Genomic DNA, 26,248 nt, shown 5'->3' on the forward strand with positions numbered 1-26,248 from the left:
AGCCAGCGGCACTGGCTCGCGGGTCACAGCCGTCGCGGCGCGCAGGCCACGACGGCATCAGTGTGCCGGGGCCTGGCGGGATCCGGCGGCCTGAGCCCGGCCTGCGCACCAGGGCGCATTCTGATCGGCGGGCCCTGGCACGGCGTGGCCGTCAGTCCCTGACGTGCTGGCCAGGGACGTCCAGGCCCAGCAGGGCGTTCTCCACGACCTCCGCGAGCGCTGGGTGGATCCAGTACTGCCCGCGTGCCATCTCGTGGGCCCGCAGCCCGAAGGACATGCCCTGGACGAGCGGCTGGATCAGGTTGGAGGAATCGTGGCCGATGAGGTGTGCCCCCAGCAGCTCGCCGGTGCGGGCGTTCGCGATGAGTTTGCAGATCCCGGCGTGGTCCTCCATGGCCCAGCCGTAGGCAACGTCCCCGAAGTCCTGTTCCTTAACCGTGATCTGCTCGCCGTTCCGGGCGGCCCAGTCGCGGGCTTGGACCTCGGTCATGCCCACGGACGCGATCTGCGGTTCGGTGAACACCGCGGACGGCACGTAGCGGTGATCGGTCGCGCGCAGATCCTGCGGGTGCACCACGTTGTGGGAGACCGTGCGGGCCTCGGCGTTGGCCACGTGCTTGAGCTGGTACGGGGAGCACACGTCCCCGAGGGCCCACAAGCCGGTCACGGGTTCCCCGTCCGAGAGCACACGCTGGTACTCGTCCACGGCGAGCAGTCCGCCACCGGTGACGTCCAGGTGGGCGGCTTCCGGGCGCAGCGTGTCCGCATTGGGGACGCGCCCCGTGGCCAGCAGGACGACGTCGGCGGTGCCGTCCCAGTGCTGCCCGGAACCGTCGGAGGCCTGCGCCAACACCGTCAGGCGGCCGTCCTCGGCACGCTCGATCCCGGACAGCGTCCACCCGAGTTGCAGGTCCCACTGTTCGGCGGCCTCGCGCGTGAAGCGTTCGGCGATCGTGTCGTCATGTTCGCGCAACAAGCGCTGCGAACGGTTGAGCTGGGTCACGGAGGCGCCCAGTCCGCGGAAGACGTGACAGAACTCGGCGGCCACGTACCCGCCGCCCACCACGATGACGTCTCGGGGGAACTCGTCCAGGCGCATCACGGTGTCCGAGGTGTGCACCCCGGGCAGGTCGGTACCCGGCACGTCCGGGATGCTGACCCGCGAACCGTTGGCCAGCACGATCTCATCGGCGGTGATCCGCTGCCCGGACTCGGTCTCGAGGACCTTGGGTTCCACGAAGTGCACGTACTCCTGGATCACCGTGACGTTGTCGAGCGACTCGCGGTACTGCAGCCCGTTCTTGGAGATCGCGTCGATGCGGGCGAAGATGCGATCCCGCATGCCGGGCCAGTCCACACCCTCGATCACGGCGTCCAGGCCCAGCCGTATGGCGTCCCGCGCTTGGTCCCCCACGGTGGCCGGGTAGGCATACATCTTGGTGGGGATGCACCCCGCGTTCAGGCACGTGCCGCCGAACCGGCCCGGTTCCACGATGGCGACGTCGAGGTCCGCGTACTCGTCTGTGAGGATGGAGTTGCCGGAGCCGGAGCCCACGATGATCAGGTCGAAAGAACGCATACGCCCCATCCTAGGCCGCCGCCCCGCGCGTCCGGGGACAGGCGGGGCGGCGGGATCCGTCACTCGGGGTCGATCACCAGCACCAGGTCCCCGCCGCTGACGTGCGCGGTGTCCGCAAGTGCCACGCGGGAGACCGTGCCCGAGACCGGCGCAGTGATGGACGCCTCCATCTTCATGGCCTCGATCGTGGCCACTGAGTCCCCCGCGGCGACCTTTGCCCCCTCGGAGACCGTGACCGTGACCGCACCGGCGAAGGGTGCCGCCACGTGCCCGGGCTTGGAGGTGTCCGCCTTCTCGGTCTCCACGGCCTGGGACTTCACCGACTCGTCGCGGATCTCGAGCAGGCGCAGCTGACCGTTGAGGGTCACCATGACCGTGCGCATCCCCTTCTCGTCCGGTTCGGAAATCGCCTGCAGGGTGACCAGCAGCCGCACCCCCTTGCCGAGCGAGATGACGTGCTCGTGGTCCTGCTTCAGCCCGTACAGGAAGTCGCGGGTGTGCAGGAGGGAGATGTCCCCGTACTTGGTGCGCGAGTTCTGGTAGTCGCGCGTGGGGCCGGGGAAGAGCAGCCGGTTCAGGGCCGCGCGGCGCACCTCACCCGGCTGGGCGAGCTCCTCGACATCCTGCTCCGAGAGCTCCTCGTCCGCCAGGTGCACGGTGCGTCCCTCCAGCGCCTTGCTGCGGAACGGTTCCGGCCAGCCCGCGGGCGGGGTGCCGAGCTCGCCGGCGAGGAAGTTGATCACGGAGTCCGGGATGTCGAACTTGCGGGGATCGGCCTCGAACTCGGCGGGGTCCACGTCCATGCCCACGAGCTGCAGGGCGAGGTCGCCCACCACCTTGGATGACGGCGTGACCTTGACCAGGTGCCCCAGCATCCGGTCCGCGGCGTGGTACATGTCCTCGATCGCCTCGAACTTTTCCCCGAGCCCCAGCGCGATGGCCTGCTGGCGCAGGTTTGACAGCTGCCCGCCCGGGATCTCGTGGCGGTACACGCGGCCGGTGGGCCCGGTCAGCCCGGACTCGAAGGGCTTGTAGATGGAGCGCACCACTTCCCAGTAGGGCTCCATGTCGCTCACGGCGTCCAGGTCAAGTCCGGTGTCCCGGTCCGTGTTCTCGAGCGCGGCCACGAGCGCGGAGCCCGAGACCTGGGACGTGGTGCCGGCCATGGACGCGGATGCGGCGTCGACGGCGTCGACCCCAGCCTCCGCGGCGGCGAGCAGCGTGGCGAGCTGCCCGCCCGCGGTGTCGTGGGTGTGCAGGTGCACCGGCAGGTCGAAGCGCTCGCGCAGGGCCGCCACGAGACGCCGCGCGGCCTCCGGGCGCAGCAACCCAGCCATGTCCTTGATCGCCAGGATGTGCGCGCCGGCGTCCACGCACTGCTGCGCGAGGTCCAGATAGTAGTCAAGCGTGTAGACGTTCTCCTGCGGGTCGAGGAGGTTGCCCGTGTAGCACAGGGCCACCTCGGCCACCGCGGTGCCCGTGGCTCGCACCGCCTCGATGGCCGGGCGCATCTGCTCGACGTCGTTGAGCGCGTCGAAGATCCGGAAGATGTCGACGCCGGTCTCGGCCGCCTCAGCGACGAACGCGTTGGTCACCTCCACCGGGTACGGCGTGTACCCCACGGTGTTGCGCCCGCGCAGCAGCATCTGGATGGGGATGTTCGGCATCGCCTCGCGCAGCAGCCGCAGCCGCTCCCACGGGTCCTCCCCCAGGAAGCGCAGCGCGACGTCGTACGTGGCACCGCCCCAGGCCTCGACCGAGAGCAGCCCCGGCAGCAGGTGCGCGTACGCGGGTGCCGCCGCGAGCAGGTCGCGGGTGCGCACGCGGGTGGCCAGCAGTGACTGGTGGGCGTCACGGAACGTGGTGGACGTCACCGCGAGCGGTTCGTAGTCCCGCAGGGTGCGCGCGAAGCCCTCGGGCCCCTGCTCCTGGAGCACCTGGCGCCAGCCGGAGGGCACCTCGTGGGAGGACGGGCCGTCGAACGGGCTGCGGAAGGGCTCGTCCCGCTTGTCCCCCGGGTAGTGCGGGAGCTTGTCGCGCGGGTCCATGCCGTCGATGCGCTCGCCGTGGGGCTTGTTGACCGTCACCTCCGCGAGGTAGTTCAGCGCGCGGGTGCCGCGGTCCGCCGAGCCCTTGCCCTTGAGCAGACCCGGGTGGTTCTCGATGAAGTCCGTGGCCACGTCCCCGGCCAGGAAGTCCTTGTCGTGCAGCACGGCCTGCAGGAACTGGATGTTGGTGGCGATGCCACGGATGCGGAACTCCGCGAGGGCACGGCGCGCACGCAGCACGGCGGTCTCGTAGTCGCGGCCGCGGCACGTGAGCTTCACGAGCATGGAGTCGAAGTGCGGGGAGATCTCCGCCCCCGCGTAGAGGGTGCCGCCGTCCAGGCGCACCCCCGCGCCACCGGCCGAGCGGTAGGCAGAGACCTTGCCCACGTCCGGGCGGAACTCGTTGGCCGGGTCCTCGGTGGTGATGCGGCACTGAAGCGCCGCACCGCGCACCCGCAGGTCCTCCTGGGAGATGCCCAGCTCCGAGAGCGACTCCCCCGCGGCGATCCGCAACTGGGACTGCACAAGGTCCACGTCCGTGATCTCCTCGGTCACGGTGTGCTCCACCTGGATGCGCGGGTTCATCTCGATGAACACGTGCTGCCCGGCCCGCTCCCCGGCGGTGTCCACCAGGAACTCGACCGTGCCGGCGTTGACGTAGCCCAGCTCCTTGGCGAACTTCACGGCGTCGCGGTGCAGCGCCTCCCGGATCTCCTCGTCCAGGTGCGGGGCCGGTGCGATCTCGATGACCTTCTGGTGGCGGCGCTGCAGCGAGCAGTCCCGCTCGAAGAGGTGCACAATCTCACCGTCGTTGTCCGCGAGCACCTGGACCTCGATGTGGCGGGGGCGCAGCACGGCCTGCTCGATGAACACCGTGGGGTCCCCGAACGCGGTGTCCGCCTCGCGCATGGCGGCGTCCAGTGCGTCGGCGAGCTGCTCGGGCGCCTCGACCCGGCGCATCCCGCGCCCACCGCCGCCGGCCACGGCCTTCACGAACACGGGGTAGCCGATCTTCTCGGCCTCGGCGATCAGGAACTCCTTGTCCGAGGACGGGTCCGAGGACTCCAGGGTGGGGATCCCGGCGCGGCGGGCCGCGCGAAGCGCCGCCACCTTGTTGCCGGCGAGCTCGAGAATCTCCGCGCGCGGGCCCACGAAGGTGATGCCCTCCGCGGCCGCGGCACGCGCGAGCTCCGGATTCTCGGAGAGGAAGCCGTAACCGGGGTAGATCGCGTCCGCGCCGGACTCCTTGGCCACGCGGATGATCTCCGCGACGTCCAGGTACGCACGGACGGGGTGGCCGTCCTCACCGATGTGGTAGGCCTCGTCCGCCTTCTGACGGTGGATCGAGTTGCGGTCCTCGTAGGGGAACACGGCCACGGTCTTGGCTCCGAGCTCGTACGCCGCTCGGAAGGCGCGGATGGCGATCTCGCCGCGGTTTGCCACCAGGATTTTGGAGAACATTGCTGTCGTTTCCGCGCGCGGGACCGGTGGGCCGCCGCGCACTGGGTGAGGGGTCGAGTACCGGGATCCATCTTACGTGAGCACCACCTCACACGACCCTCTCCGCCGTTTCGTGTCCACCGCCGCCCCCCCCCGCCACGCGATCCGCCCTCGCCGCCACCGGGAACTGCACCGATTAGCATGTACCTGTTGGTTGTAAAGCCCCATTTCAGATGACAGAAGGGTGATCCGTGCAGATCGTCAGCATCAGCAGCCTCAAGGGCGGCGTGGGCAAGTCCTCGGTGGTCCTGGGACTCGCGTCGGCGGCCCTGGAGGCTCGGGTCCCCACCCTGGTGGTGGACCTCGATCCGCACGGCGACGCCTCCACTGCGCTCGGGGTCCACGCCCGGGCGGGCCAGGACGTGGGCAGTGTGCTGCGCCGTCCCCGTAAAGGGGGACTTGCTGCGGTCGCAGCTCCGTCACCGTGGACGCGGCACCCCATCACCCCCGAGGTCAGCGGCACACAGCAGGATCCCGGCTGGCAGCCCGCCGGCTCCCCGGCCGTCGGACGGCCGGTGCTCGACGTCGCCCCCGGCTCCGCGGCGTCGTCTCACCTTGACCACGCGGCGTTCCGGACCAAGGACCTCAAACGACTCGAGACCGTCCTGCACGGGCTGGAGCGCTACGAGCTCGTCCTGATCGACTGCCCACCCACCCTGAGCGCCCTGACGCGCATGGCCTGGGCGGCCTCCCACATGGTGCTCTCCGTGGCCGAGCCGTCGCTCTTCTCGGTGGCGGGAACCAAGCGCACGATGTCCGCGCTCGCGCAGTTCGAGACCTCACGGATCTGGGCAGTGCCCGATGCCGGGGTGGTCGTAAACCGCTTCCGGGACGGCTCCGACGAGCAGCACCACCGCCTGCGGGAGCTGCAGGAACTCTTCGGCCAGCTCGTGGTAGACCCCGTGCTGCCGGACGCCCCCGTGGTGCAGCAGGCCCAGGGCGCGGCGTGGCCCGTGCACCGTTGGCCGGGAACCGCTGCCTCGGACCTCGCGGGGCGGTTCAGCTCGATCCTCCAGGGCATGCTGCACTGATGCCTCGGTGGGGGCGTGACGGACCGGGCACGACGACGCCGCGTCAGCCCGCGTTCTTCTTGCGCCGCCTTGCGCGGCGGGCGGAGAGCTCGTCCTCCGGGAAGGTGTCGGGTTGGGATGACCCGTCGAGGGCCGCGTGCTCCGCAGGCATCGAGGCGAGCGTGGCCTCCACCTCGCGCCACACGCGTCCCACGGCGATGCCGAACACGCCCTGGCCGCCCTGCACGAGGTCGATCACCTCGTTCGGGGAGGTGCACTCGTAGACGCTCGCGCCGTCGGACATCAGCGTCAGCCGGGTGAGGTCCTCCATCCCCCGCAGCCGCAGCGCGCCCACGGCGGAGCGGATCTGCTGGAGGGACACCCCTGTGTCGAGCAGTCGCTTGACCACTTTGAGCACGAGGATGTCCCGGAAGCTGTAGAGCCGCTGCGAACCCGATCCCTTCGCACCGCGCACGGTGGGCTCCACGAGGCTGGTACGGGCCCAGTAGTCCAGCTGGCGGTAGGAGATTCCCGCGGCCTTGCACGCGGTGGGGCCGCGGAATCCCACGGTCTCGTCGTAGCTGCCGAGGTCCTCCGAGAAGAGCATCTCCTGCGTGCCACCGGCCAGGGAGGAGGCACGCAACTGCGCCGCGTCGAACGGCAGCTCCGGGTTGCTCAAGCGTCCTCCTCGTGGATGGGGGGTGGTGCGCACGGACCGCGCCCGGTGATTTCGGCCGGTGCTCCCGGATGACCGGGCGGGTGCTCGGGTGATGTCCTCCGACGGTAGACCCGGCCGGGGACCGGGTCAAAGACATACCGCGCGGCTGCGACCGTGTCGCCAGCCTACCCGCCGCGGGTGCCCGCACGGTGATTCAGGACTGGAAGTCCTCCGGGTCCACCTGGTCCAGGAAGTCTCGGAACTCCCGCACCTGAGCCTCTGCCTCCCGTGGCGCGTCCCCCGCCTGTTCCCGCAGTTCGCCGTCCGCGCTCAGCACCAGCCCGGCCTCGTCCAGCACGGCGGTGGCGCAGCGGACGGGGCAGCCTGTGCGCGCAGCGAGCGCGAGGGCGTCCGAGGCACGGGCGTCCACCACGGTGGAGTCGTCAAACGTGATGGCCGCGTGGAAGACGGTGTCCTCCACCGTGTGCACGACCACGCCGGTCACGCTGCGGCCGAGCGCCCCGACCACCGAGAGCAGCAGGTCGTGCGTGAGGGGGCGAGGTGGCCGGATGCCCTGCAGTGCGAAGACGATGGAGGTGGCCTCGTTGGTCCCCACCCAGATGGGCAGCCGGCGCGCACCGGCGGCCTCCTTGAGGACCACCACGGGCTGACCGCTGGGCACGTCCATGCGCACGCCGGCAATCTCCATGAGGACGTCCGCGCTCACCGGGTGCTCCCGGACCGCTCTTGAGCCTCTAGCCCGCGGACGGTGTCGTCCACCTGCGCGTTCACCATGGCGGACATCATCGACAGGCACAGGGACGAGATCTCCCTGGCGCGGTGCACGGCAATCTGCCGGGTCTCCGGGTCACGCCGGTTGCGCAGGGGCGAGACACTGCCGTCCACGAGGGCCACGATCCGCTCGGACGCCCCGCGCAGCACCCGCAGGTGGCGCGGTTCGATGCCGTAGCCGCTGAGCCGGCCCGCCGCCTCGGCAATCGCCAGCGCACGGTCGTCGAACTCTCCCGAGCGCTCCACGATGAGTCCGTGGTTGAGCAGCTCGCGCACCAGGGGCACCTCGGAACTGGAGCGCGCCGCGAGCTCGCGCAGGGTGTAGCGGCGCCCGCTGGGGGGCCCGGCGACTGGGGCGGCGACGTCGTCGGACGGCTGCATTCCAACGGAGGGCGACGACGTCGCGTCCGGGACCTGGCGCTCGGAACCGGCCGCAGGGTCCAGGCCGCGGTCCAGGCGGTCCCGGATCACGCGCAGGGGCAGGTAACGCTCCTGCTGCAGGGACAGCACCGTCTCCAGACGCTCAACGTCCTCCTCAGAGTACTTCCGGTACCCGGACGCCGTGCGCTGCGGGTGCACGAGCCCCTGGTCCTCCAGGAATCGCACCTTGGACGCGCTCAGGTCCGGGAAACGGGGTTGCAACCGACGCAGCAGGGCGCCGATGCCCAGCCGCGTGGTCTGCTGCTGCTCGGGTTTAGACATGGAGCGCGTCAGGCCCTGTTCTGCACAGAATGGTAGAAGGTGAAGCGAAACTTGCCGATCTGCACCTCGTCGCCGTTCTCCAGCACCTTGGTGTTCACACGGTCGCTGTTCACGTAGGTCCCGTTGAGGGAGGACTGGTCCACCACCTCGAAGGTGTGGTCGCGCCGGATGAACTCCGCGTGGCGCCGGGACACCGTGACGTCGTCCAGGAACACTGAGCACGCGGGGTGCCTCCCGGCCACGATCTCGTCCCGGTCCAGCAGGAACCGAGCGCCGGTCAGCCCGCCGTTGGTCTCCAGCAGCAGGGCGGAGCCGGGGGGCAGGGACGCCACCGCGTTCTGCTCGCCCTCCGTCAGCTTGTGGTGCGCCGCGGTCGAGAGCACGTCCGCGACGATCTGGATGGACGTGGTCTCCGGACCGGTCCCGGCCTCGGACTTCTCTTGATTGGACATGGATCCCCTCACCTCACGTGAAGTGTCGTTGTTAGTCCAGCAGCTGCTGGTAAGCCTGTGCGTCCAGCAGGTCCGCGGGGGCCTCCCCCGAGCCCGCACGCACCGTGAAGAGCCATCCCGCCTCGTAGGGAGACTCGTTGAGCAGCCCGGGGTTCTCCACGAGCTCCTCGTTGACGCCGACGATCTCACCGCTGACCGGGGCGAAGAGGTCGCTCACGGACTTGGTGGACTCGATCTCACCCACCACGTCCCCCGCGGCCAGGGTGTCCCCGACCTCGGGGAGCTGGACGAAGACGACCTCGCCCAGTTCGCTCTGTGCGTGGTCCGTGATGCCCACACGGAACGTGTCGTCCTCGTGGAGGTCCTCGACCCACTCGTGCTCTGCCGTGTACGCGAGTTCTGCGGGAATGTTGGTCATGTCGGTCAGTTTAGGGCACGCACGGTGCAGTAGCGGCCATCACACGCGCGCCCGCGGGAGGTGCCGCCCCCGGCCTGCCGGAGCGTCACGGCACGCGGCAAGCCCACGGGCCTCGTACGGGGGTTACCGAGGGCCCTCGGACGGGTGTACTTTTGCCCGGTGCCCATTACCGAGGCGTTCCGTCAGGCCGCGATCCGCTCGCAGACGAACGGTTCCAGGATCCCCCGCGCGGTGCCGCTGCTGCGAAGTCGTCCGGACCCGCTGCACCTCCACGAGCTGACCCCTGCGCGCTCGGCAAGGGTCCTCGTCACCGCCTTCCTGCTCGCCCTGCTGACCGGCACGGGTCTGCTCATGCTGCCCGTGTCCACCGTGGACCCGGGCAGCGCGGAGGCGATCACCGCGGCCTTCACCGCCACGTCCGCCCTGTGCGTGACGGGCCTGGTAACCGTGGACACCGCCACCTACTGGACCCCGTTCGGTCAGGTGGTGATCATCTGCCTGATCCAGGTGGGCGGCCTGGGCGTCATGACGTTCACTACCATGCTGGGCATCCTGCTGGCCCGCAAGTTCGGGCTGTCCACGCGGCTGCTCGCCAACGTGGAGACCAAGTCCCGCGGCGGAGCCCGTCAGGTGGTCGCGCGCATCGTGCTGACCACCGCGGTGATCGAGACCGCCGCCGCGGGGATCCTTTTCCTGCGGTTCTGGGGCTACTACCACTACTCCCCCGGCGCGGCACTGGCCCACGGGGCGTTCCACGCGGTGTCCGCCTTCAACAACGCCGGGTTCGCGCTCTACTCCCTGAACGTCATGGACTTCTCCGGCGACCCGTGGATCCTTCTGACGCTGGCCGCGTGCGTGATCCTGGGTGGGCTGGGCTTCCCCGTGCTCTACGAGCTGCGCCGCCACATCCGCACCCCGCGGCTCTGGAGCATGAACACGCGCCTGGTGCTGCTCGCCACACCCGTGCTGCTGCTCGGCGGCACGGTGTTCCTGGCTGTACTGGAGTGGAACAACTCGCAGACCCTGGGGCAGGAGTCCCCCGCGGTGAAAGTGCTCAATGCGTTCTTCCAGTCCACGATCGCCCGCACCGCCGGGTTCAACAGCATCGACATCTCCCACATGCACCCCGTGTCCTGGCTGGGGCTGGACATCCTCATGTTCATCGGCGGCGGACCTGCCGGAACCGCGGGCGGCCTGAAGGTCACCACGTTCGGCGTGCTCTTCTTCATCGCCCTCACGGAGATCCGCGGCGGGGCGGCCGTCCCCGTGCTCGGCAAGCAGCTCTCCCGCTCCGTGCAGCGCGAGGCCATGACGGTGGTGGTCCTGGCCACCGGTGCGGTGATCGGCGGCACCATGCTCATCATGCTCACGGACGAGTCCCTGGGCCTGGACCGGGTGCTCTTCGAGTGCATCTCCGCGTTCGCCACCGTGGGACTGAGCACGGGCATCACCCCCACGCTGCCGGTCTTCGCGCAGTGCGTGCTGATCGCCCTGATGTTCATGGGACGTCTGGGCCCTGTCACGGTGGCCGCCGCGATCGCCTTCGGCCGCAGGCCGCCCGCCTACGAGCTGCCCAAGGAACGCCCGCTGATCGGCTGACGCCCCCGGACGCACGACGTCGTCCTCCCCCCTTTCCCCGCGCGCCGCAAACGCGGCGCGCACCGACCCGAGAGGCGGTTCACATGTTCGGATCCCACCCCGCAGAGTCTTCCCGCAAGGGCATGTCCAATGCCGTGGCGGTGATCGGCCTCGGCCGCTTTGGCGGCGCGCTGGCGCTGGAGCTGATGCGTAACGGCACGGACGTGCTCGGCGTGGACCACGACGAGGCCACGGTGCAGCGTTTCAACGGCAAGCTCACCTCCGTGGTGCGCGCGGACGCCACGGATGAGGACGTCCTGCGGGAACTGTCCGTCAACGAGTTCGAGCGCGCCGTGGTGGGGATCGGCTCGGACATCCAGGCGAGCATCCTCACGGCGTCGCGGCTCGTGAAGTTCGGCTGCCCGGCCATCTGGGCCAAGGCCATCACCGAGCCGCACGCGGAGATCCTCACGCAGCTCGGAGTGCAGCACGTGGTCAACCCCGAGAGCGACATGGGCACCCGCGCCGCGCACCTGATCCAGCACCGGATCCTCGACTTCGTCCCCATCGACGACGGCTACGCGCTCGTGCGCTGCACCCCGCCGCTGCCCATCCAGCAGCGGCCCATGGACCTGCTCAACGTGCGGCAGAAGCTCGGGGTCTCGGTCGTCGCGGTGTGCCGTCCCGGTGGCCAGTGGGAGCCGATCGAGCCGGGGACCATGCTGTACCACGACGACCAGATCCTCGTCACCGGGCCCACCCGGAAGGTCGAGCGGTTCTCGAACCTGGCCTGACGACGTCTGCCGGGACGGTCCCAGACGGTCGGCTCCGGTCTGCCGTGGCCAGCTGCGGGACTTCCGCGGCCGGCGTCGGCGATGCCACGGCGTGCGTCCGCCGAGACCGGGCGGGCTCCGACGTGTGCCTGTCCCCGGTGTCTGCACAGAGGTAGCGGGTCAGGCGCCGCAGCTCCCGCGACGACGGTACCTCGGCACGTTCCGTGGCGGCGAGGACGTCGAGGCCCACGGGTGACGACGCCGTGTCCTCGGGTCCGACCGCCACGACCACCGAGTGCGGTGGTGCCTGCGCGGGACGGCTCGTCCGCGCGACCGTGACGTAGCCGGCCACCGAGTGCGCGGCGAAACGGCGCAGCCCCGAGGGCGTGAGCACGTCCACGAGTGCCTTGACCCGGTGCACGGACGCCGGAGGATCCTCCAGCAGATCCGTGATCGTCGCAGGGTCCACCGGGGCGGGCACGTCGAGGCTCACCGCGCGGTGGTGGACGTGGTGCTCATGGCCGTGGTGGCCGTGCTCGCGCGGCGCCTCGCCGGTCTCCCAGAGGGGCAGCTGCGCACCCTCCGGGACGGTGTGCTCTGCGGCGTCGAAGAACAGCGCCGGGTCCACCGCCCCGTGAGGCGCGTCGAGGACCGTGGTGCGGGGAATGGCCGCGAGGACGCACTCGAGGGTGCGGGCAAGCTCCTCGGGTGGCGCGATGTCGGACTTGGTGAGCAGCACCACGGCCGCGGCCGTGACGTGCTGCTCCAGGTCCCAGCCGCCGGACTCCGCGTGGGCCACGTGGGGGGCGTCAAGGACCTCCACGAGGCCCCCGAAGCGGATGCTCGGGACCTCGCTGGCCAGCACGAGCTGGATCAGTGCCGGGGGGCGCAGCGAGCCCGGACCCCTCGATCACGATCGCGTCCAGCTCCGTGGCCGGGCGGGAGAGGGCTGCCAGGGCAGAGTCCAGCTGACGCGGGTCGTCGATGCAGCACAGGCACCCGCCCGCGATCGACACGGGCTCGACCACCTGCCCGGCCACGACGGGGCCTTTCCGGATCGGGGGACCGCGGTGGGCGGTCTTCGGGTGGCCGGTGGTACCGGACCGGGGCCACGGCGCGGCCCCGGGTCGCGGATACACTCGGGGCGACGACGACGAAGGAGACACCCGGTGGACGAACTGACCATCCTGGCCGTGGCGGCGGTGATCGTGGTGGTGGCCGTCACAAGCTTCTCGGACAGGGTCGGGGTGGCCGCACCCATCCTGCTGGTGATCGTGGGCGTGGGGCTCAGCCTGGTCCCCGGGGTGCCCACGGTGACGATGAACCCGGACGTGATCCTGGACGTCGTGCTGCCGCTGCTGCTCTACGCCGCGGCCGTGAACATGCCCGCCAGGGACTTCCGCCGCGACCTGGGCGCCATCAGCGCGCTGTCCGTGGTGCTGGTGGTCGTCTCCGCGTTCGCGGTGGGGCTGCTGATCTGGTGGCTGCTGCCGGACCTGGGCTTCGCCGCGGCGGTGGCCCTGGGCGCCGTCGTCAGCCCGCCCGACGCCGTGGCAGCCACCTCGATCGGCAAGCGCCTCGGCCTGCCCGGTCGGCTCGTGACGATCCTCGAGGGCGAGGGCCTCGTCAACGACGCCACCGCGCTGGTGGTGCTGCGCTCGGCGGTGGTCGCGACCGCCGGGGCGATCAGCGTGGGCGGGGTGCTCGCGGACTTCGGCTACGCCGTCGTAGTGGCCGTTGTGATCGGCATCGTGGTGGGCTGGGTCTCCATCCAGATCCGAGCGCGTCTGGAGCAGCCCGTGACGAGCACCGCGATCTCCCTGGTGGTCCCGTTCATCGCGTTCATGCCCGCCGAGCATCTCGAGGCCTCCGGCGTGCTCGCCGTGGTGGTCGCGGGGATCGTCACCGGGATCAAGTCCCCCCGGTTGCTCTCCTCCCAGGCGCGCGTGTCCGAGAGGACCAACTGGCGCACCGTGCTCCTGCTGCTGGAGCACGGCGTGTTCCTGGTCCTCGGGCTGCAGATCGCGCTGCTCGTGGACGAGGAGGAGGAGGCCCACCTCAGCGTGGGCGGTGCTCTGGCCCTCGGACTGCTCGTGACCGTGGTGCTGTTCGTGATCCGCTTCGCGTTCGTGGCGCCCATGATCACGGTGATGGCCCGGCAGCAGGAACGGGCCCAGGGGAAATCGCAGTGGTATGACAGCGCGAGGGAACGGCTCGAGAACCACCCGGACGCCTCGCAGCAGCGGATCACGAGGCTGCGCCACATGATGACGCGCCGCCAGGCGGACGCCTCGTTCTTCAGCCACGAGGGCATCGGCAAGCGCGGCGGGTTCGTGATCGCGTGGTCCGGGATGCGCGGCGTCGTGACCGTGGCGGCGGCCCAGACGCTGCCCGAGGACCTGCCCTACCGCCCGCAACTGATTCTGATCGCGTTCACCGTAGCCGTGGTGACGCTCGTGGTGCAGGGCGGCACCCTGCCGCTGCTGATCCGGATCCTGGGCATCCGCGGCACGGACGAGGAGGAGATGCAGCGCGAGCTGACGCGCCTGATCAACACCCTGGCCGAGGCGTCCGAGGACCTGCTGGAGTCCCCCGCGCTGCACCGCAACGACGGCGAGCCCTTCAGCGAGAAGATCCTGGAGATGGCCAGGAAGCGCACGCGCAAGCTGCCCGAGAGCGTCTCCACCGAGACTCTTCAGGTGTGGACGACCGCCCGGCAGGAGCAGCAGGAGCTGCAGCGCAAGCTCCTGGAGGCGCAGCAGGACGCCCTTCTGGACGCGCAGGCCTCGGGGGTCTACCGGTCCCAGAGCATCGAGTCGGCCCAGCAGTTCCTGGACCGACGCAACATGCTCATCGACTGAGCACTCAGTTGCGGCTCCCGCCGTGCACCGCGGCTGCGAGCCGGTCCACGGCCTCGACCACGGTCTCCGGGGCGCACGCAAGGTTCATGCGGGCGAAGCCCCTGCCCGGCGGGCCGAAGGTGGGGCCCGGGGACAGCGCCACTTTCGCGTGCGTCACCGCGTGCTGCGACGGGTTATCGCCCCAGCCGAGCGCGCGCATGTCGAGCCAGGCGAGGTAGGTGGCCCGGCCTCTGCGGAAGGTGACCTCCGGGAGCTTCTCGGCCAGCTCCCGCTCCAGGAGGTCCACATTGGACTCGACCACCGCGATCGTGGCATCCAGCCAGTCCTCGCAGTGCAGAAAACCCTCCCGCGTGGCCAGCAGGCCCAAGATCCCCGTCCGGTAGGACACGGCCGGTGGCAATGCCGCGAGCCACCGTGCCATGGGCCCCGAGTCCACCACGAACATGGCAGCCTTCAGGCCCGCGAGGTTGAACGCCTTGCTCCCGGACGCCGCCGCGACCCCGTGCCGCCGGGCGGCGTCGGAGACCGAGAGGTACGGGGTGAAGTCGACACCGCGGTGGACCATGGGCGCGTGGATCTCGTCGCTGACCACGTGGGCGCCGTGGCGCTCCACCACCTCCGCGAGCGCCGCAAGGTCCTCTCGCGAGTGCACCAGGCCGAGGGGATTGTGCGGGTTGCACAGCAGCACCGCCCGGGCCCCCGCCGCGAGCGCGGCGTCGATGCCGGGGACGTCCAGACGGTACGCGGTGCCGTCGTCCTGCAGCGGTACCTCCACCACGTTGCCGCCGGCCTCACGCACGAGGTCGTAGAACGGGGCGTACACCGGCGGGGTGATGACCACGCCATCCCCGGGGGCGATCAGGCGGCGCAGCGACTCCACGAGCACCACCGTCACGTCCGTGGTGTAGGCGATGCGCTCGGGGTCCGGGCGCCAGTTCCAGCGCCGGGCGGCGAAGTCCGCCCAGGCCTGAGCGGGCCCGCGGTCCGCCGTGGCCGCGTAGCCGGTGTCGTTGTTCTCGACAGCGGCCAGCAGTGCCTCCTTGATCCGCGGGGGCGTGGGAAAGTCCATCTCCGCGATGAACATGGGCAGCACGTCCTGTTCGTAACTGCGCCACTTGGTGCTCGTGCGGCGACGCAGGGCGGAGATCTCGTCGGCGGTGGTCATGCGTCCCTTTCGTGGTGTGCGGCAGGGACTACTCACTCGTCAGTTTGTGAGCCTCGCCCAGCCGCAGCTGTTCCAGTGCTTCCTCCTGCTCCCGGGCGCGTCGGCTCAGCTCCCGGAGCATGTCTTTGTCCAGCCTGTCGTCAGGCGCCTCCAGGAGCAAGCGCCACCCGAGCCCCTTGGCGTGGACCGCCGCCACGAGACCCTCAAGTTCTTCGATGTCGGACAGCGGCGAGCGGCTCTGCAGCCGCTCGTTGGGCTTGAAGCGCGCGGCCTTCTCCGCGGCGCGCGCGGGGAGGTCCTTGAGCGGGGCCGGCTTCACACCGAGGGACGCCATCAGCTCTTCGAGCGATGTCTGGTCCTGGGCCACCTCCTCGGCAATCCGCCCCACTGCCTCGCGCACCTCGGGCTCCGAGTGGCCCGCGGCGACCCGGCGGAACGCGTCCACTCCCGCCGCCGAGCCGGCGTGGTGGTCCTGCAGGTAGGTGGTGATGACGTTGCTCATGGGGAGCCCCTTTCGTCGTGTCCCGCCAGCCAAGCAGGTGCCGTCTCCTCCCACCACACCCGGGCGGGTATGTGACACCGTGCGGGGCATACTGGAACGGGGAGGCCAAGGACGAGCCGGGTGGTGGGCACCACGCGGCGTCGGCCACGGACTGTGGAGGGGACAGCATGACACCGGAGACCTTCGTGGAGTTCACGGCACCGAACGGCCTGGACTCCTGGTACCACCTGTGGGAGAGCGGCACCTCGGGGTTCCTGTACTACTTCGACGGCGACTACTGGGACCTGGAGGACACCTCCATCAACTGGCCGGAGGAGGGCGACCTCGCCAGGCTCGCCATCGCGGCCCAGGCGCGGGACCTCATGTTCGTGGCCGTGAACACCCCTGACGAGGACGGCTCCGGGGACGGGTACACGTGGTGGGAGGACTGCAAGGCCAACGGGAAGTACCTCCGGGCGCTGCACGAGCACCTCGTGGCGCTGCACCCGGAGGTGGACGCCACCAACATCTGGCTGATCGGCTACAGCGGAGGCGCCGAGTTCATCACGTACGAGCTGCTGGACCGTGGCATCGAGGGGATGGCCCGCGGCGGTGCCGTGATCATCGGGGGCGGCGGTGCCAACGCGCCCGTGGCGCGGAAGAAGAAGGCCCGGCCGTGCATCGGCTCCACCGCCATGCACTGGTGGGTGGGCGAGAAGGACGTGGACGGCGCCACCAACCCGCCCGAGTGGAGCGCGCTGGGGGCGGCCGAAGAGGGCGTGGCGGCCTACCGTGCGGCCGGCTTCGACACCACCCTGCATGTTCTCCCCGGCGTGGACCACTCCGGGTACGACGCCGTGTCCTGCCTCTCGCACGCCCTGCCCGCGGTCTCGCGGTCGGCGGACCTGCGCTCGCGTCTCGCGGACGGGTGGGTGCGGCTGACGCGGGAGACGTGACGACGGCACCGGGGCACCATCCAGCCGCGCCCCGTACGATCACCGACGGGGATCAGGGGAACACAACCGGAGACGAGGACTCGACGATGAACCGATGCCGTCATGCGGTGGGGGCCGCTGGCATGGCAGTCCTCCTGGCCGGGTGCACGGCTCCGGAGGCCGGGGACCGGGACGCCGAGCAGGATTCTGTGATCGCCGGTGCGGACTCCGTCGATCTGGAGGACGAGCTGCGCTCGGCCGTGACTCAGCTCCAGGAGGACACGGGGATCCGGGGCGGTGTGGTGGTGACCGACGAGACCACGGGGGCCGCCATCGGGCTCGATGAGGACTTCCCGGTGCGGGCCGCCTCCACGTCGAAGGTTGCGGTGGTCATGGCGTGGTTTCGCACGGTGACTGAACAGGGTCGCGAGGCCGCGGAGCAGGACGAGCAGCTGATCAGCGAGGCACTGGCCAACAGCGACAACACGGCCACGAACGCCCTCTACACGCAGCTCGGCGCCACCCCCGAGGAGCAGTACCGGGCCCTGCTGGACGTCTACGAGCTCGTGGGCGTGGAGCCGGACGAGCAGAGCCAGGGCTGGGGCGAGTCCCTCGTCACCGCGGAGGACGGCATGAAGCTCATCCGCGCCGTGCGCAACCCACCCGAGTGGCTGGGCGAGGACAACGCCCGGACCATGCGCGAGGCCATGGGCGCCTCCCAGGACGGGTACGACGCGTCGCAGTCCTTCGGGGTGGGGGTGCTCGCGCGCGACGAGGCGGTGGACAACGAGGTGTACCTCAAGAACGGGTGGCTCGCCGAGGAGGAGGGCGAGTGGTCCGTCAGCAGCATCGGGGTGGTGACAGGGTCCTCGTGCGACCTGTCCATCTCGATCACCACGTTCGGGGCCGCCACGTCCGAGGAGGGCATGGCGGCCACCAGCGCGATCGCCGAGCCGATCAGTCAGTGGTGCGAGGCGGACTGAGCGCAGCTCGGTGACGTGCGCGAGGGCGCCCGGATCGCCGTCGGCGTCGTGATCGCCCCGAGCTCCGACGGCGTCCTTCTCGCCCCGGGCACCGACGGCGTCGTCATCGCCGAGGGACCGCCGCGGACGTCACCCGCCACGCGGCCCCTCGGCGACCCTGACGTCGTGCCGCGCTCAGGGGTTGCGCGGGCCCCGGGGGCCGTAGTCGAAGTCGGCCGTCATGGGCCCGAACGCCTTGAGCCCGGCGGGAGCGTCCTCCGGCTCGAGGTGCAGCTCGAGGAAGGCCCCCGCGGACGAGCCGTCGATCTGCGCCAGGGCCTGTTCCAGCTCCTCCTCCGTGCTCGCGGAGTAGGAGACCATGCTCGTCCCGGGGTGGAACACCTCGGGCAGCTTGCCGTAGTCCCAGTTGGCGATGTCGTTGTAGGCGGAGCGCATGCCCAGGATCCACCGCTCGATGGTGTACCCGCGGTTGTTGACCAGCACGATGATGGGGGCGAGGTCCTCGCGGAGGATCGTCGAGAGCTCCTGGGCGGTCAGCTGGAACGAGCCGTCGCCGATGAACAGCAGGTGCCGCCGGGAGGGGGCGGCCAACTGGCTGCCGAGCAGGGCCGGAAGGGTGAATCCGATCGATCCCCAGATCCCCGAGTTGATGTACTTCACCCCCGAGGGAAGGGGCTGGGGGCCCAGGCCGATGTTGGACGTGCCCGCCTCGGTGATGACGACGTCGCCCTCGCGGACGAAGCGCGCCATGCGGGGCCAGAGCCGCTGCTGCGTGAGGGCGGCGTCGGGTGCCACCTCCCACTCGACGGTTTCCTCCCTGAACCTGGTCACGGGGGTCTGCGCGGCCGGGAGCGTCTCCAGCAGGGCGTCGAGCAGCTCCTGCACCGTGATCCCGATGTAGTCCTCACCGTGGATGGTGACGTGCTGGTCGCCGAGGTCGACGACGGCGTCGGCCGGGAGGTTGTGGGTGAAGGAGCCCGAGTTCGCCTCGATGAAACGGGGGGTGGTGGTCAGGAGCAGGTCCGCGTTCTCCACCGTCGAGCGCACGTCCGGCGCGGAACCGGCACCGTTGTACGTCCCCAGGAACAGCGGGCTCTGCTCGTCCAGGATCCCCTTGCCGGAGGCCAGCTGCGCGTACGGAGTCTGGGTCTTCTCGGCCAGCTGCTGCAGGGACTCCGCGAAGCCGTGGCGGTCCGCGTCGAGGTCCACGAGCAGGACCGGGGACTTCGCCGCGGCGAACAGCTCGGCAATGCGCTCCACCGCCGAGGCGAGGCGCTCCGGGTCGCTGGAGGGCCATGCGGTGTTCAGCGGCTCCTGCGGGGCCTCGATCGTGAGGTGGGTGATGTCGGAGGGGACCTGGATGTGCACGGGGCGCTTCTCGCGCAGGGCCGTGTGCAGGGCTCGGTCGATCTCCTCGACCGCGTTGTGCGGGGTGATGCGCACCGCCGCCGCGGTGATCTGGCCGACGCTGCTGAGGATGTTCTCGAAGTTGCCGTCCCCCATGGAGTGGTGCAGGTCGTAGCGCGCCTCGGTGGCGTACAGCGGCGGGGCCCCGGCGATGGACACCAAGGGGACGTGCTCCGCGGCCGCGCCGGCAATGCCGTTCAGCGCGCTCAGCTCCCCCACGCCGTAGGTGGTCAGCAGCGCGCCGAGGCCACGGGACCGGGCGTAGCCGTCCGCGGCGTAGGCGGCGTTGAGCTCGTTGCAGGTCCCGACGAAGCGGATCCCCTCCCGGGCGTCGATCTGCTCGATGAGGTTGAGGTTGAAGTCACCGGGCACCCCGATGATCTCGGTGATGCCGGCATCCTGGAGCCGTGACAGGAGGAAGTCGCCGATGGCGATGCGCATGAGAGACCTTTCGAGTGCGTGGTGCGAGCGGTTCCGACCGCGGTGCGGTGCGTGGGGGTGGCGTGCGGCTGCAGCCAGTGTCGCCGGACCCCCTGACCGATCGTACGGCTCACGCGAGGTTCGCGGCACGGTTCGAGGATCTCGTTCTGCTGGGACAGGTCCAGGTGCGGGGTGGGCTCGCCCAGCAGGTCATTCGTCTGCTGGGCGAGCGCCATCACGATCCACGCCCGTTGCTGTGGGTGGTGTTCACCGTCCCCGGCGCTCCGGTGCAGGCCTGAACCCTGTGGACGCTGGTGCTTGGTGAAGCGCCCCGGGTTCCCGTCAGGCCCAGTTCCTGCGGGGCGACGTGTTGCCGACCCCCGCGTTGAACACGTTGCACGGGTCCAGCTGCCTGTAGTGCTCCTCCAGGGCCGGCGGGGCGTCGTAGAGACGGCCGTAGTTGTGCTCGGCCGGGATCGCCGCGCCCCGGTCCTCCAGCAGCTTGGTCATCTGCTTCTTGAGCTCGACGGCGTCCACGCCCTTCTTGGCCACGTGGTTCTGGTGGAGCACGTGGCAGAAGAAGTGGCCGTAGTACGCGCTGACCTCGAGCTGGTCGGCAATCTCGGGCGGCAGGACCTCGAGCCAGTCCTGGTCGTCGCGCCGCAGCGCCACGTCGAAGGTCACCATGCCGCCCACGTTCGTGCGGTGGATGTTGAAGTACCGGGCGATCGCGCTGGCCGCACCGAAGCGCTGCAGCATGGCGCTCTGCGCCTCGTCGTCGGTGCAGGCGAAGAAGTCGCCGCCCCGCGCCGGGTCCGCAAAGAACGAGGTGAGGAACTCCTCGGTCTCCTGCTTCTGGGCGTCCCCGACCTCCATGATCAGGTGGTGCTCGAAGCGGTCGCGGTAGTCGATCAGGCGCTTCGGCAGCTGGTCGGGCAGCAGGGCGAAGGCGTTCTGGGCGATCGTGTCCGCAAAGGTGGGGCCGAAGACCCGCATCTTGGCGAAGACCCCGTTGGCCCAGCTCTTCAGCGCGAACAGGCGCCGGACCTGCCGGCTACCCGCGTACTTCAGGCCCATGTACGTGTCCTTGCCGTACTTCTCGGCGAGGTCGAAGGTCGCGCGGTCGAAGTACTCCCCGGAGATCGGCAGCTGGCGGCCGGAGCCGAGCACGGCGCGCCGCAGGTCCTCGAGCTCCGAGGGGTCGTTCGTGCCGATGTAGAACGTGGTGGTGTGCTCGTCCTTCGGGAAGGTGCGCGTGCGCACGGCGAAGACCATGAGCTTGCCGGCGCAGCCGGACGCCTCGAAGAGGAACTTCGGATCCGCGTTGTAGCGGGCGGGCGTGGGGGCGATCTCCCGCACGTGCTCGCCGTACTCCGTCTCGAGCGAGTCGGCCGGAGGGGGCGTGACGTCCGCGGGGTCCCAGTCGCCGCGCTGGAGCCGGCCCAGCACCTGCGCGGGGTCGTCCCCCAGCGAGATGCCCAGGTGGTTGACGAGCTCGACCCTGCGGTCCTCGGTCACCCGCGCGTAGATCGCGTGCTCCGTGAACGCGGGGCCCTTGCGCACCTGGCTGCCGCCGGAGTTGTTGGCGATCCCGCCGATCACGGACGCCCCGATGGACGTGGAGCCGATCACCGAGTGCGGTTCGCGTCCGTGCGGTGCCAGTGCCTCCTCGAGCTCGTAGAGGGTGGCGCCGGCCAGGCACACCGCTTCGCGGGCGTCGTTGATCAGGTGGATCTGGTCGATGCGCACCGTGGAGATGATCACGACGTCGCGGTCGTAGTCCTGGTCCCCGGGGCCGGATCCGCCGGTGAGGCCGGTGTTGGCTGACTGCGGGATGACCATAAGGTCCTAGTCCACGCACACCTGCAGCGCGCGCCACATGTCGATCAGGCTGCCCGGACGCAGCACCGCGAGGACCGTCCCGGACCCGAAGCGGCTTCCCTTCGCGTACGGGGCCGTCGCCCGGGGCGAGGTGAGCACGTGAGTCTTTCCCAGGATGTCGACGAACGCCCTCAGCGCGTCCTGCGAGCCTGCGGCTGCACTGTCATGCATGGTCAATCAACTGCCTTCCGTCGTCGTCGGACCGGTTCCCCGGGCGCTTCCGAGCATTCCCGGGCGCGACGGAGAACTGCGGTGCCGTGGCAGCACGTCCGCTGCCCCTTCATCACTAGAATGTTAGCAACTGCGGAGCGTGGTCCCGGCCTCAGCCCCCGGACATGAAAAAAGCGGCCCCGCCGGTGTTTCCACCGGTCAGGACCGCTTCATCGGTCGGGATGACAGGATTTGAACCTGCGACCCCTTGACCCCCAGGTGGTAGGAGCAGGGCTCATAGCCCACCTGACCAGGGGTTTGCGTTTCAGGAGCGTGCTCCGCGCGTCACGTTTTGCAGGGTTTGCAGGGTGTTGGTCACCTGATTGGTCCACTTCCGCTAACAAAAGTGATTGGTGCCTCAACCTATCAATTGGGTCCGCATGTTTTGAACCTGTTGTGAAGTTACCACCGAAAATAGAACCCGCGCTATCCAACAAGGCTCACATTCGTATCGCCAAACCACTCCCGAGCACGCGCCAGTGTCGCTTCGGTTGGCTTATGAATGTAGACAATCAAGTTTTCCTTTGCTCGACTGCAGGTTACATAGAGCATCATTCGGGAACGGTTGTGGACGGAGCTGTTACCTTGCGGATCGGACAGTAGTCGTTCGAAGTTGTAGTTGTTCCAGCCTCCGTTATCGAGGGATACAAAGATGTTGTCCCATTCCGATCCCTTCACTCCGTGCTGCGTCGAGTAAGGAGAGTGGTCTTCGACATACTCGTAGAGGTTCACAATTTCTTGGAAGGGAACCGCGCTTACGCGCGCATTGCGATAGGGGTGATTCTCCTGAAAGCGAAGTACCGCGTCTTTACGCTTCAAGAGCCCCGAGCTTTCTGAGAACGCTATCACATCACCGATAGATGAATCACTCATCGAGTCAAGTGTATTGAGATCGATGGCGACTCGCTCGCGACCCTCAATGCTTGTGATTGTTTCGTCCATAGCCCGTATCACTGCGCTAAACCTGCCTTGTCGGAATAGCGCACGAAGCTCCTGGATCGCTATGAGGTGGTTGATGAGGGGGTCGCGTTTCTCGCCACGGTCGCGATAGTCCAGCTCCGAGACCTTCTTGGTACCTAAGAGTCGATCGGAATTTGAAGAGGTAGTTGTGATGTCCGTGAACAAAAAAGGTGATGCCAGCGCCAACAAATCGGGTTCATTATCGAAAGCCTCTTTTTGTCCTTTCGTCGGCGGAGCGATACTTCCATGAAGCTCGATTACTTCGCTAAACGTCGCATCATCGTTCGGCGAAATGCCCCTTTTGACCAGCGCATCCTTTAGCTTCTTGCTGTATTCAACGACACGGTCTTTATCGTATATCGCCATCAGTCTGGGGAACTGCTTCTCGCGCGCGATCATTGATTTTCCGAGATAGAGCAGCTTGGTGTCTTCTGACGAAAATCCCCAATCACTGCAGAACTCTAGGTTCCTGAGCTCGTCTGTGTTTAGCTCGTTATGTTCTGTATAGACGAACCTCGCCGTGCCTTCTTTGTTGAAGTTGGGCGCGTTCATGTCTGTGGCCTGCACCTGCACGAGTCCATCTGCTCGTAGCCGATTAATGACGCTCAACACAGTGGCAGGATTGCGTCGGTTTTGGTCTTTGGTAATGAGATGAAGTCGCCCGGAGGCAACTGCAGACTTGACTACGGCTTGCCCCTTTTCGCCCTCATGAATTGCCTGTTCACCATCGCCGAAGAACCCGATCCTCAAGCTACGATCTTTCGGCTCCGGAAGCGTATCTAGCAGAATAGAGAGGACGTCGACAGGGGTATCTTGATACTCATCGATGAGTAGGACGTCATATTGATCTGACAGGATTTTTGTGAGCGTGGGATGCTCGGAGAAAAGATGCTTCGCGACCTTGAGTAGCTCGTCATGGGAGATCTCGCCTGCCTCGAGGCTAAGCCATTCCTTATAGGTAATTGACTCATCCCAGAATCCCGCTGATATCGGCAGGTCAAGCGCAGACTTAATCACACCCTCGTTTACGAGTGTCGCAAGTGATTCGCGAATGTTCTTCTGGAAGCGCCCGATGAGTGCCCATAGAAATTCGTGAATGGTTGACACGCTCAGGACTGGCGTTGAGAATCGGCTTCGGATCTCATTTACTGCCACATTTGTGAATGTCACACATGCAACACTCGTCTGCGGGTGTGATGCGTACAGCTCTTCGAGGAAGCTGAGCATCGAATAGGTTTTGCCGCTGCCAGCACCTCCCTGCATGAGAAAGTCTCTGCCGGTTTGTGCGTACTCCAGAGCTTTACTGACTTCTGGTTCCACTTCTTTCATCATGCTTCCCTTAGCCAGCGAAGGCCTTCAGAAATGTATGCCGGGATGTTCCATGAACTATCGGGATCCGTCTCTGCGTAAATAACGTCCAGCGCAAAATGTGTCTTCTTGTTCACGCAAGAATCCGCAAGTTCATAGGGACCTACGGTGCTCTCTGAGAAGAGTTCAGTGTTCTTCAAACCTCTAAAAGTCTCAAGATTGTCAGTAATGAAATCACGATTCAAGTGGATGAATGCGTCTTCGTAGCTACGTGCCTCGTAGCCGTTTTCCGAAGTCTGATAGGCAACAAAGAGAGACGGATCTGTACTGTCTACCTTCCATGTGCCTGACTGCTTTTTCAGTTGCTTGGCCGCGGACGTTAGCTTCCGAAGGTTACTGAGATCACCGGCGTCGTCTACGCCTGACTGTGTCAGGCTCAGGAAGTGCTTGAGTGCACCGTTGGTTGTATGGGTTCCTTGTGCCACAGCACAGGCAGTAAGCACTTGGTGACCTGCCTTGTTCGTTGTCACCTCCGCACTATCAATGTCGGTGATGATGAGCGTCTTCAAGCCTGTGAACTCGATGAAGTGGTCGAAGATCTGAGAGTGCGCTCCTACTTCGACTACCGAGATGTTCTGCGACCCAAGTGGTGATTCATGATCGGGGTCTGCTTCGTCGATCTTGCGCATCATCGCGCGCATGAGTATTCGCTCGGTATCGCCCTCGATGAGGATGGCTTTATCGGCAAAGAAGAGTTCAGCCCTTGTGAGGGTTAGATACTGAGTGAGGAACTGGTAATGCTTCTTATCCTTGCCGTACTTCTGTTCGAGATCGGTCATATTGCGCGCTTCGACGCGATCCCCGATACGGCGGAAGTATTTGATATCCGCGAAATCACTCTCCGCAGTAATGTGCGAGGAGTGAGTGGTAATTATCGTCTGGAACTGAATGCCTCCGTTTTGACGATGTTCCTTGAGTAGTTCCTTTATCTTCTTGATGAATATGTACTGAAGTTGTGGGTGCGTGTGCGCTTCCGGTTCTTCGATCACCAGTAGGTTGATATCGGAAGGCGCAGAGTTGTTTGCTGATTTTATGCGTAGTAGCCGAATTTCAATCTCCATGATGATGGCAATTAAGTTCAGATAGCCCAATCCGTTGTGGTCCTCCGGGAGTAGGGTGTCAGGCTCTCCGTACTTGACTGAGGTGCTGTCATTCAGGAGCGTGCTCGGCTGAATCGTTGACATGACATGAATATCGCCACCTAGCCCGGCCACTGCACCAAAGCGCTTCACTTTGGCTAAGACGTCCTTGAAGACCCGTTTGTAGGCCTTTGTGAATTCACGATCGGTGACGGCCGCTTGCGCGGAGAGTTGAATGAAGGGCGCGCTCTCTTCGTTGCCTCCGGTGTGATCCTTGAAGTAGTCACTTGACAGCTGAGATAGGGCACGTGCAGATGCTTTTCCACCCTTGCCTGAATCCCTGTTCTCGACAGACCTTCTTGCGCTCACATATTCGATGTTGAGTACTCGTCTAACCGAGAAGAGTTGGTCGGTGAGATCCAGGTCTGCACTGGCATCATCCGGGTCAAATGAGACCACTTTACGCACTAGGTAATGTTTGAGCTTCTTTGACAGGAAGCGCTGGACTTCGTCTCGTTTCTGATCCGCTTCGAGGATCTTGCCTAGAGCCTCTTCTACCGCAGACAAATTGTCGTGGAGATCCGCATGCAATTGCTCGAGCTGATCCGTTGTAATCTCGCTCGAGAAGCGGAGGTGAACCTCACGTGCGTCGGGAGAGAGATCCACCATGAGGTTGGAGAGATTCCGCAGGTTGTCTTCCTCGTCGTAACAGATCGTGAGGGTAAGAGCAATTGACGGCAAAGTAGCCGGAGCAACCAGTTGGTTGTCTGCTAAGAGGGTCAACAGTTCCTTCTGCGTTGCGACTGAAAAGTCTTCAAAAACGAACCCTGTCTGGGAACCTGAGAGATGGACACTAAGGACGTTCAATAGCGAAGTCTTGCCAGTATTGTTTTTCCCGATGACTAGAGAGAGGTCATCTCTGAGATCCATCTCGAATTCATTTAGCAGCCGGTATCCGTCAATGCTGACTTTGGAAATCTTCACAAAT

Annotated in this window: 23 protein-coding genes; 7 read left to right on the forward strand and 16 right to left on the reverse strand. The window is 67.1% G+C overall.

Annotation, left to right across the window (positions count from 1 at the left end; all coding sequences use genetic code 11):
* Window positions 1-151: 151 nt before the first annotated feature.
* Both FS770_RS07650 and FS770_RS07655 read right to left on the reverse strand, forming a co-directional pair.
* A complete protein-coding gene (locus tag FS770_RS07650; RefSeq protein ID WP_055083099.1) occupies window positions 152-1,579 on the reverse strand; it encodes a mycothione reductase in 1,428 nt (475 codons plus the stop codon).
* 59 nt (window positions 1,580-1,638) lie between these two features.
* A complete protein-coding gene (locus tag FS770_RS07655; RefSeq protein ID WP_144942764.1) occupies window positions 1,639-5,088 on the reverse strand; it encodes a pyruvate carboxylase in 3,450 nt (1,149 codons plus the stop codon).
* Between the two features lie 230 nt (window positions 5,089-5,318).
* Between FS770_RS07655 and FS770_RS07660 the strand changes: the two genes are divergently transcribed.
* Window positions 5,319-6,158 carry a ParA family protein gene (locus tag FS770_RS07660; protein WP_055083103.1) on the forward strand — a complete coding sequence of 280 codons (840 nt, stop codon included), beginning with the start codon at window positions 5,319-5,321 and terminating at the stop codon, window positions 6,156-6,158.
* A 43-nt stretch (window positions 6,159-6,201) separates the two neighbouring features.
* Here FS770_RS07660 and FS770_RS07665 read toward each other — a convergent pair whose 3' ends face one another.
* From FS770_RS07665 to gcvH, 5 genes are all read right to left on the reverse strand, one after another.
* Window positions 6,202-6,744 (reverse strand): MerR family transcriptional regulator, encoded by a 543-nt coding sequence (locus FS770_RS07665; protein ID WP_232300221.1) that lies wholly within the window; start codon window positions 6,742-6,744, stop codon window positions 6,202-6,204.
* Between the two features lie 265 nt (window positions 6,745-7,009).
* Complete coding sequence (locus tag FS770_RS07670) at window positions 7,010-7,522, reverse strand: bifunctional nuclease family protein (RefSeq protein ID WP_126874316.1); 513 nt, start codon at window positions 7,520-7,522, stop codon at window positions 7,010-7,012.
* Entirely contained in the window at window positions 7,519-8,289 is a 771-nt protein-coding gene (gene ftsR / locus FS770_RS07675; protein WP_144942762.1) for a transcriptional regulator FtsR, read from the reverse strand. The genes FS770_RS07670 and ftsR overlap by 4 nt, the downstream gene beginning before the upstream one ends.
* Before the next feature lie 8 nt (window positions 8,290-8,297).
* Window positions 8,298-8,741 carry an FHA domain-containing protein gene (locus FS770_RS07680; protein ID WP_144942761.1) on the reverse strand — a complete coding sequence of 148 codons (444 nt, stop codon included), beginning with the start codon at window positions 8,739-8,741 and terminating at the stop codon, window positions 8,298-8,300.
* A gap of 31 nt (window positions 8,742-8,772) precedes the next feature.
* A complete protein-coding gene (gene gcvH / locus FS770_RS07685; protein ID WP_055083111.1) occupies window positions 8,773-9,159 on the reverse strand; it encodes a glycine cleavage system protein GcvH in 387 nt (128 codons plus the stop codon).
* 159 nt (window positions 9,160-9,318) lie between these two features.
* On the opposite strand from gcvH, the gene FS770_RS07690 reads away from it, so the two are divergent.
* A complete protein-coding gene (locus FS770_RS07690) occupies window positions 9,319-10,758 on the forward strand; it encodes a TrkH family potassium uptake protein (protein ID WP_145010893.1) in 1,440 nt (479 codons plus the stop codon).
* 83 nt (window positions 10,759-10,841) lie between these two features.
* Complete coding sequence (locus FS770_RS07695; RefSeq protein WP_145010896.1) at window positions 10,842-11,531, forward strand: potassium channel family protein; 690 nt, start codon at window positions 10,842-10,844, stop codon at window positions 11,529-11,531.
* On the opposite strand, the gene FS770_RS07700 is transcribed toward FS770_RS07695, so the two are convergent.
* Both FS770_RS07700 and FS770_RS14070 read right to left on the reverse strand, forming a co-directional pair.
* Window positions 11,485-12,375 carry a CobW family GTP-binding protein gene (locus FS770_RS07700; RefSeq protein WP_244944808.1) on the reverse strand — a complete coding sequence of 297 codons (891 nt, stop codon included), beginning with the start codon at window positions 12,373-12,375 and terminating at the stop codon, window positions 11,485-11,487. The two genes, FS770_RS07695 and FS770_RS07700, sit on opposite strands and share 47 nt — an antisense overlap.
* Complete coding sequence (locus FS770_RS14070) at window positions 12,320-12,676, reverse strand: GTP-binding protein (protein ID WP_244944809.1); 357 nt, start codon at window positions 12,674-12,676, stop codon at window positions 12,320-12,322. The genes FS770_RS07700 and FS770_RS14070 overlap by 56 nt, the downstream gene beginning before the upstream one ends.
* Window positions 12,677-12,679: 3 nt before the next feature.
* On the opposite strand from FS770_RS14070, the gene FS770_RS07705 reads away from it, so the two are divergent.
* Window positions 12,680-14,371, forward strand: a complete 1,692-nt coding sequence (locus tag FS770_RS07705; protein WP_145010899.1) for a cation:proton antiporter — start codon at window positions 12,680-12,682, stop codon at window positions 14,369-14,371.
* A gap of 4 nt (window positions 14,372-14,375) precedes the next feature.
* On the opposite strand, the gene FS770_RS07710 is transcribed toward FS770_RS07705, so the two are convergent.
* Window positions 14,376-15,536 (reverse strand): MalY/PatB family protein, encoded by a 1,161-nt coding sequence (locus FS770_RS07710; protein ID WP_145010902.1) that lies wholly within the window; start codon window positions 15,534-15,536, stop codon window positions 14,376-14,378.
* Window positions 15,537-15,564: 28 nt separating this feature from the next.
* Window positions 15,565-16,038, reverse strand: a complete 474-nt coding sequence (locus tag FS770_RS07715; RefSeq protein ID WP_145010905.1) for a hypothetical protein — start codon at window positions 16,036-16,038, stop codon at window positions 15,565-15,567.
* 167 nt (window positions 16,039-16,205) lie between these two features.
* On the opposite strand from FS770_RS07715, the gene FS770_RS07720 reads away from it, so the two are divergent.
* Together FS770_RS07720 and FS770_RS07725 are read left to right on the forward strand one after the other, a co-directional pair.
* The gene (locus tag FS770_RS07720) at window positions 16,206-16,973 is read left to right on the forward strand and encodes an alpha/beta hydrolase (RefSeq protein ID WP_145010908.1); all 768 of its coding nucleotides are present in this window, start codon (window positions 16,206-16,208) and stop codon (window positions 16,971-16,973) included.
* A gap of 122 nt (window positions 16,974-17,095) precedes the next feature.
* Entirely contained in the window at window positions 17,096-17,935 is an 840-nt protein-coding gene (locus FS770_RS07725) for a serine hydrolase (protein ID WP_186366724.1), read from the forward strand.
* A 174-nt stretch (window positions 17,936-18,109) separates the two neighbouring features.
* Here the strand turns inward: FS770_RS07725 and FS770_RS07730 are convergent, their stop codons facing one another.
* The gene (locus FS770_RS07730; RefSeq protein WP_145010913.1) at window positions 18,110-19,783 is read right to left on the reverse strand and encodes an alpha-keto acid decarboxylase family protein; all 1,674 of its coding nucleotides are present in this window, start codon (window positions 19,781-19,783) and stop codon (window positions 18,110-18,112) included.
* Between the two features lie 62 nt (window positions 19,784-19,845).
* Here FS770_RS07730 and FS770_RS07735 point away from each other — a divergent pair, with 62 nt between their 5' ends.
* Window positions 19,846-20,061, forward strand: a complete 216-nt coding sequence (locus tag FS770_RS07735; RefSeq protein WP_145010916.1) for a hypothetical protein — start codon at window positions 19,846-19,848, stop codon at window positions 20,059-20,061.
* Window positions 20,062-20,104: 43 nt separating this feature from the next.
* Here FS770_RS07735 and dld read toward each other — a convergent pair whose 3' ends face one another.
* The 4 genes from dld to FS770_RS07750 all read right to left on the reverse strand — a co-directional run bounded on the left by dld (window position 20,105) and on the right by FS770_RS07750 (window position 26,244).
* Window positions 20,105-21,604, reverse strand: coding sequence for a D-lactate dehydrogenase (dld, locus tag FS770_RS07740; protein WP_244944810.1), 1,500 nt, complete (start codon window positions 21,602-21,604; stop codon window positions 20,105-20,107).
* Window positions 21,605-21,610: 6 nt separating this feature from the next.
* Window positions 21,611-21,814: a hypothetical protein gene (locus FS770_RS14075; RefSeq protein WP_244944811.1), complete on the reverse strand. Its 204-nt coding sequence runs from the start codon at window positions 21,812-21,814 to the stop codon at window positions 21,611-21,613.
* Between the two features lie 465 nt (window positions 21,815-22,279).
* Window positions 22,280-24,145 (reverse strand): UvrD-helicase domain-containing protein, encoded by a 1,866-nt coding sequence (locus FS770_RS07745; protein WP_145010919.1) that lies wholly within the window; start codon window positions 24,143-24,145, stop codon window positions 22,280-22,282.
* On the reverse strand, window positions 24,142-26,244 hold the full coding sequence (locus FS770_RS07750; RefSeq protein WP_186366725.1) for an ATP-dependent nuclease: 2,103 nt from the start codon (window positions 26,242-26,244) through the stop codon (window positions 24,142-24,144). The genes FS770_RS07745 and FS770_RS07750 overlap by 4 nt, the downstream gene beginning before the upstream one ends.
* Between the last annotated feature and the right edge of the window lie 4 nt (window positions 26,245-26,248).

The organism is Kocuria salsicia, from assembly GCF_007681555.1.
In the GTDB taxonomy this organism is placed as follows: domain Bacteria; phylum Actinomycetota; class Actinomycetes; order Actinomycetales; family Micrococcaceae; genus Kocuria; species Kocuria salsicia.

Coding starts and splice junctions, on each gene's coding strand:
- FS770_RS07725 (WP_186366724.1), top strand. CDS start 17,096: ATGGCAGTCCTCCTGGCCGGGTGCACGGCTCCGGAGGCCGGGGACCGG.
- FS770_RS07720 (WP_145010908.1), top strand. CDS start 16,206: ATGACACCGGAGACCTTCGTGGAGTTCACGGCACCGAACGGCCTGGAC.
- FS770_RS07715 (WP_145010905.1), bottom strand. CDS start 16,038: ATGAGCAACGTCATCACCACCTACCTGCAGGACCACCACGCCGGCTCG.
- FS770_RS07695 (WP_145010896.1), top strand. CDS start 10,842: ATGTTCGGATCCCACCCCGCAGAGTCTTCCCGCAAGGGCATGTCCAAT.
- FS770_RS07730 (WP_145010913.1), bottom strand. CDS start 19,783: ATGCGCATCGCCATCGGCGACTTCCTCCTGTCACGGCTCCAGGATGCC.
- FS770_RS07665 (WP_232300221.1), bottom strand. CDS start 6,744: ATGCTCTTCTCGGAGGACCTCGGCAGCTACGACGAGACCGTGGGATTC.
- dld (WP_244944810.1), bottom strand. CDS start 21,604: ATGGTCATCCCGCAGTCAGCCAACACCGGCCTCACCGGCGGATCCGGC.
- FS770_RS07650 (WP_055083099.1), bottom strand. CDS start 1,579: ATGCGTTCTTTCGACCTGATCATCGTGGGCTCCGGCTCCGGCAACTCC.
- FS770_RS07680 (WP_144942761.1), bottom strand. CDS start 8,741: ATGTCCAATCAAGAGAAGTCCGAGGCCGGGACCGGTCCGGAGACCACG.
- FS770_RS07745 (WP_145010919.1), bottom strand. CDS start 24,145: ATGATGAAAGAAGTGGAACCAGAAGTCAGTAAAGCTCTGGAGTACGCA.
- ftsR (WP_144942762.1), bottom strand. CDS start 8,289: ATGTCTAAACCCGAGCAGCAGCAGACCACGCGGCTGGGCATCGGCGCC.
- FS770_RS07655 (WP_144942764.1), bottom strand. CDS start 5,088: ATGTTCTCCAAAATCCTGGTGGCAAACCGCGGCGAGATCGCCATCCGC.
- FS770_RS07710 (WP_145010902.1), bottom strand. CDS start 15,536: ATGACCACCGCCGACGAGATCTCCGCCCTGCGTCGCCGCACGAGCACC.
- FS770_RS14075 (WP_244944811.1), bottom strand. CDS start 21,814: ATGCATGACAGTGCAGCCGCAGGCTCGCAGGACGCGCTGAGGGCGTTC.
- gcvH (WP_055083111.1), bottom strand. CDS start 9,159: ATGACCAACATTCCCGCAGAACTCGCGTACACGGCAGAGCACGAGTGG.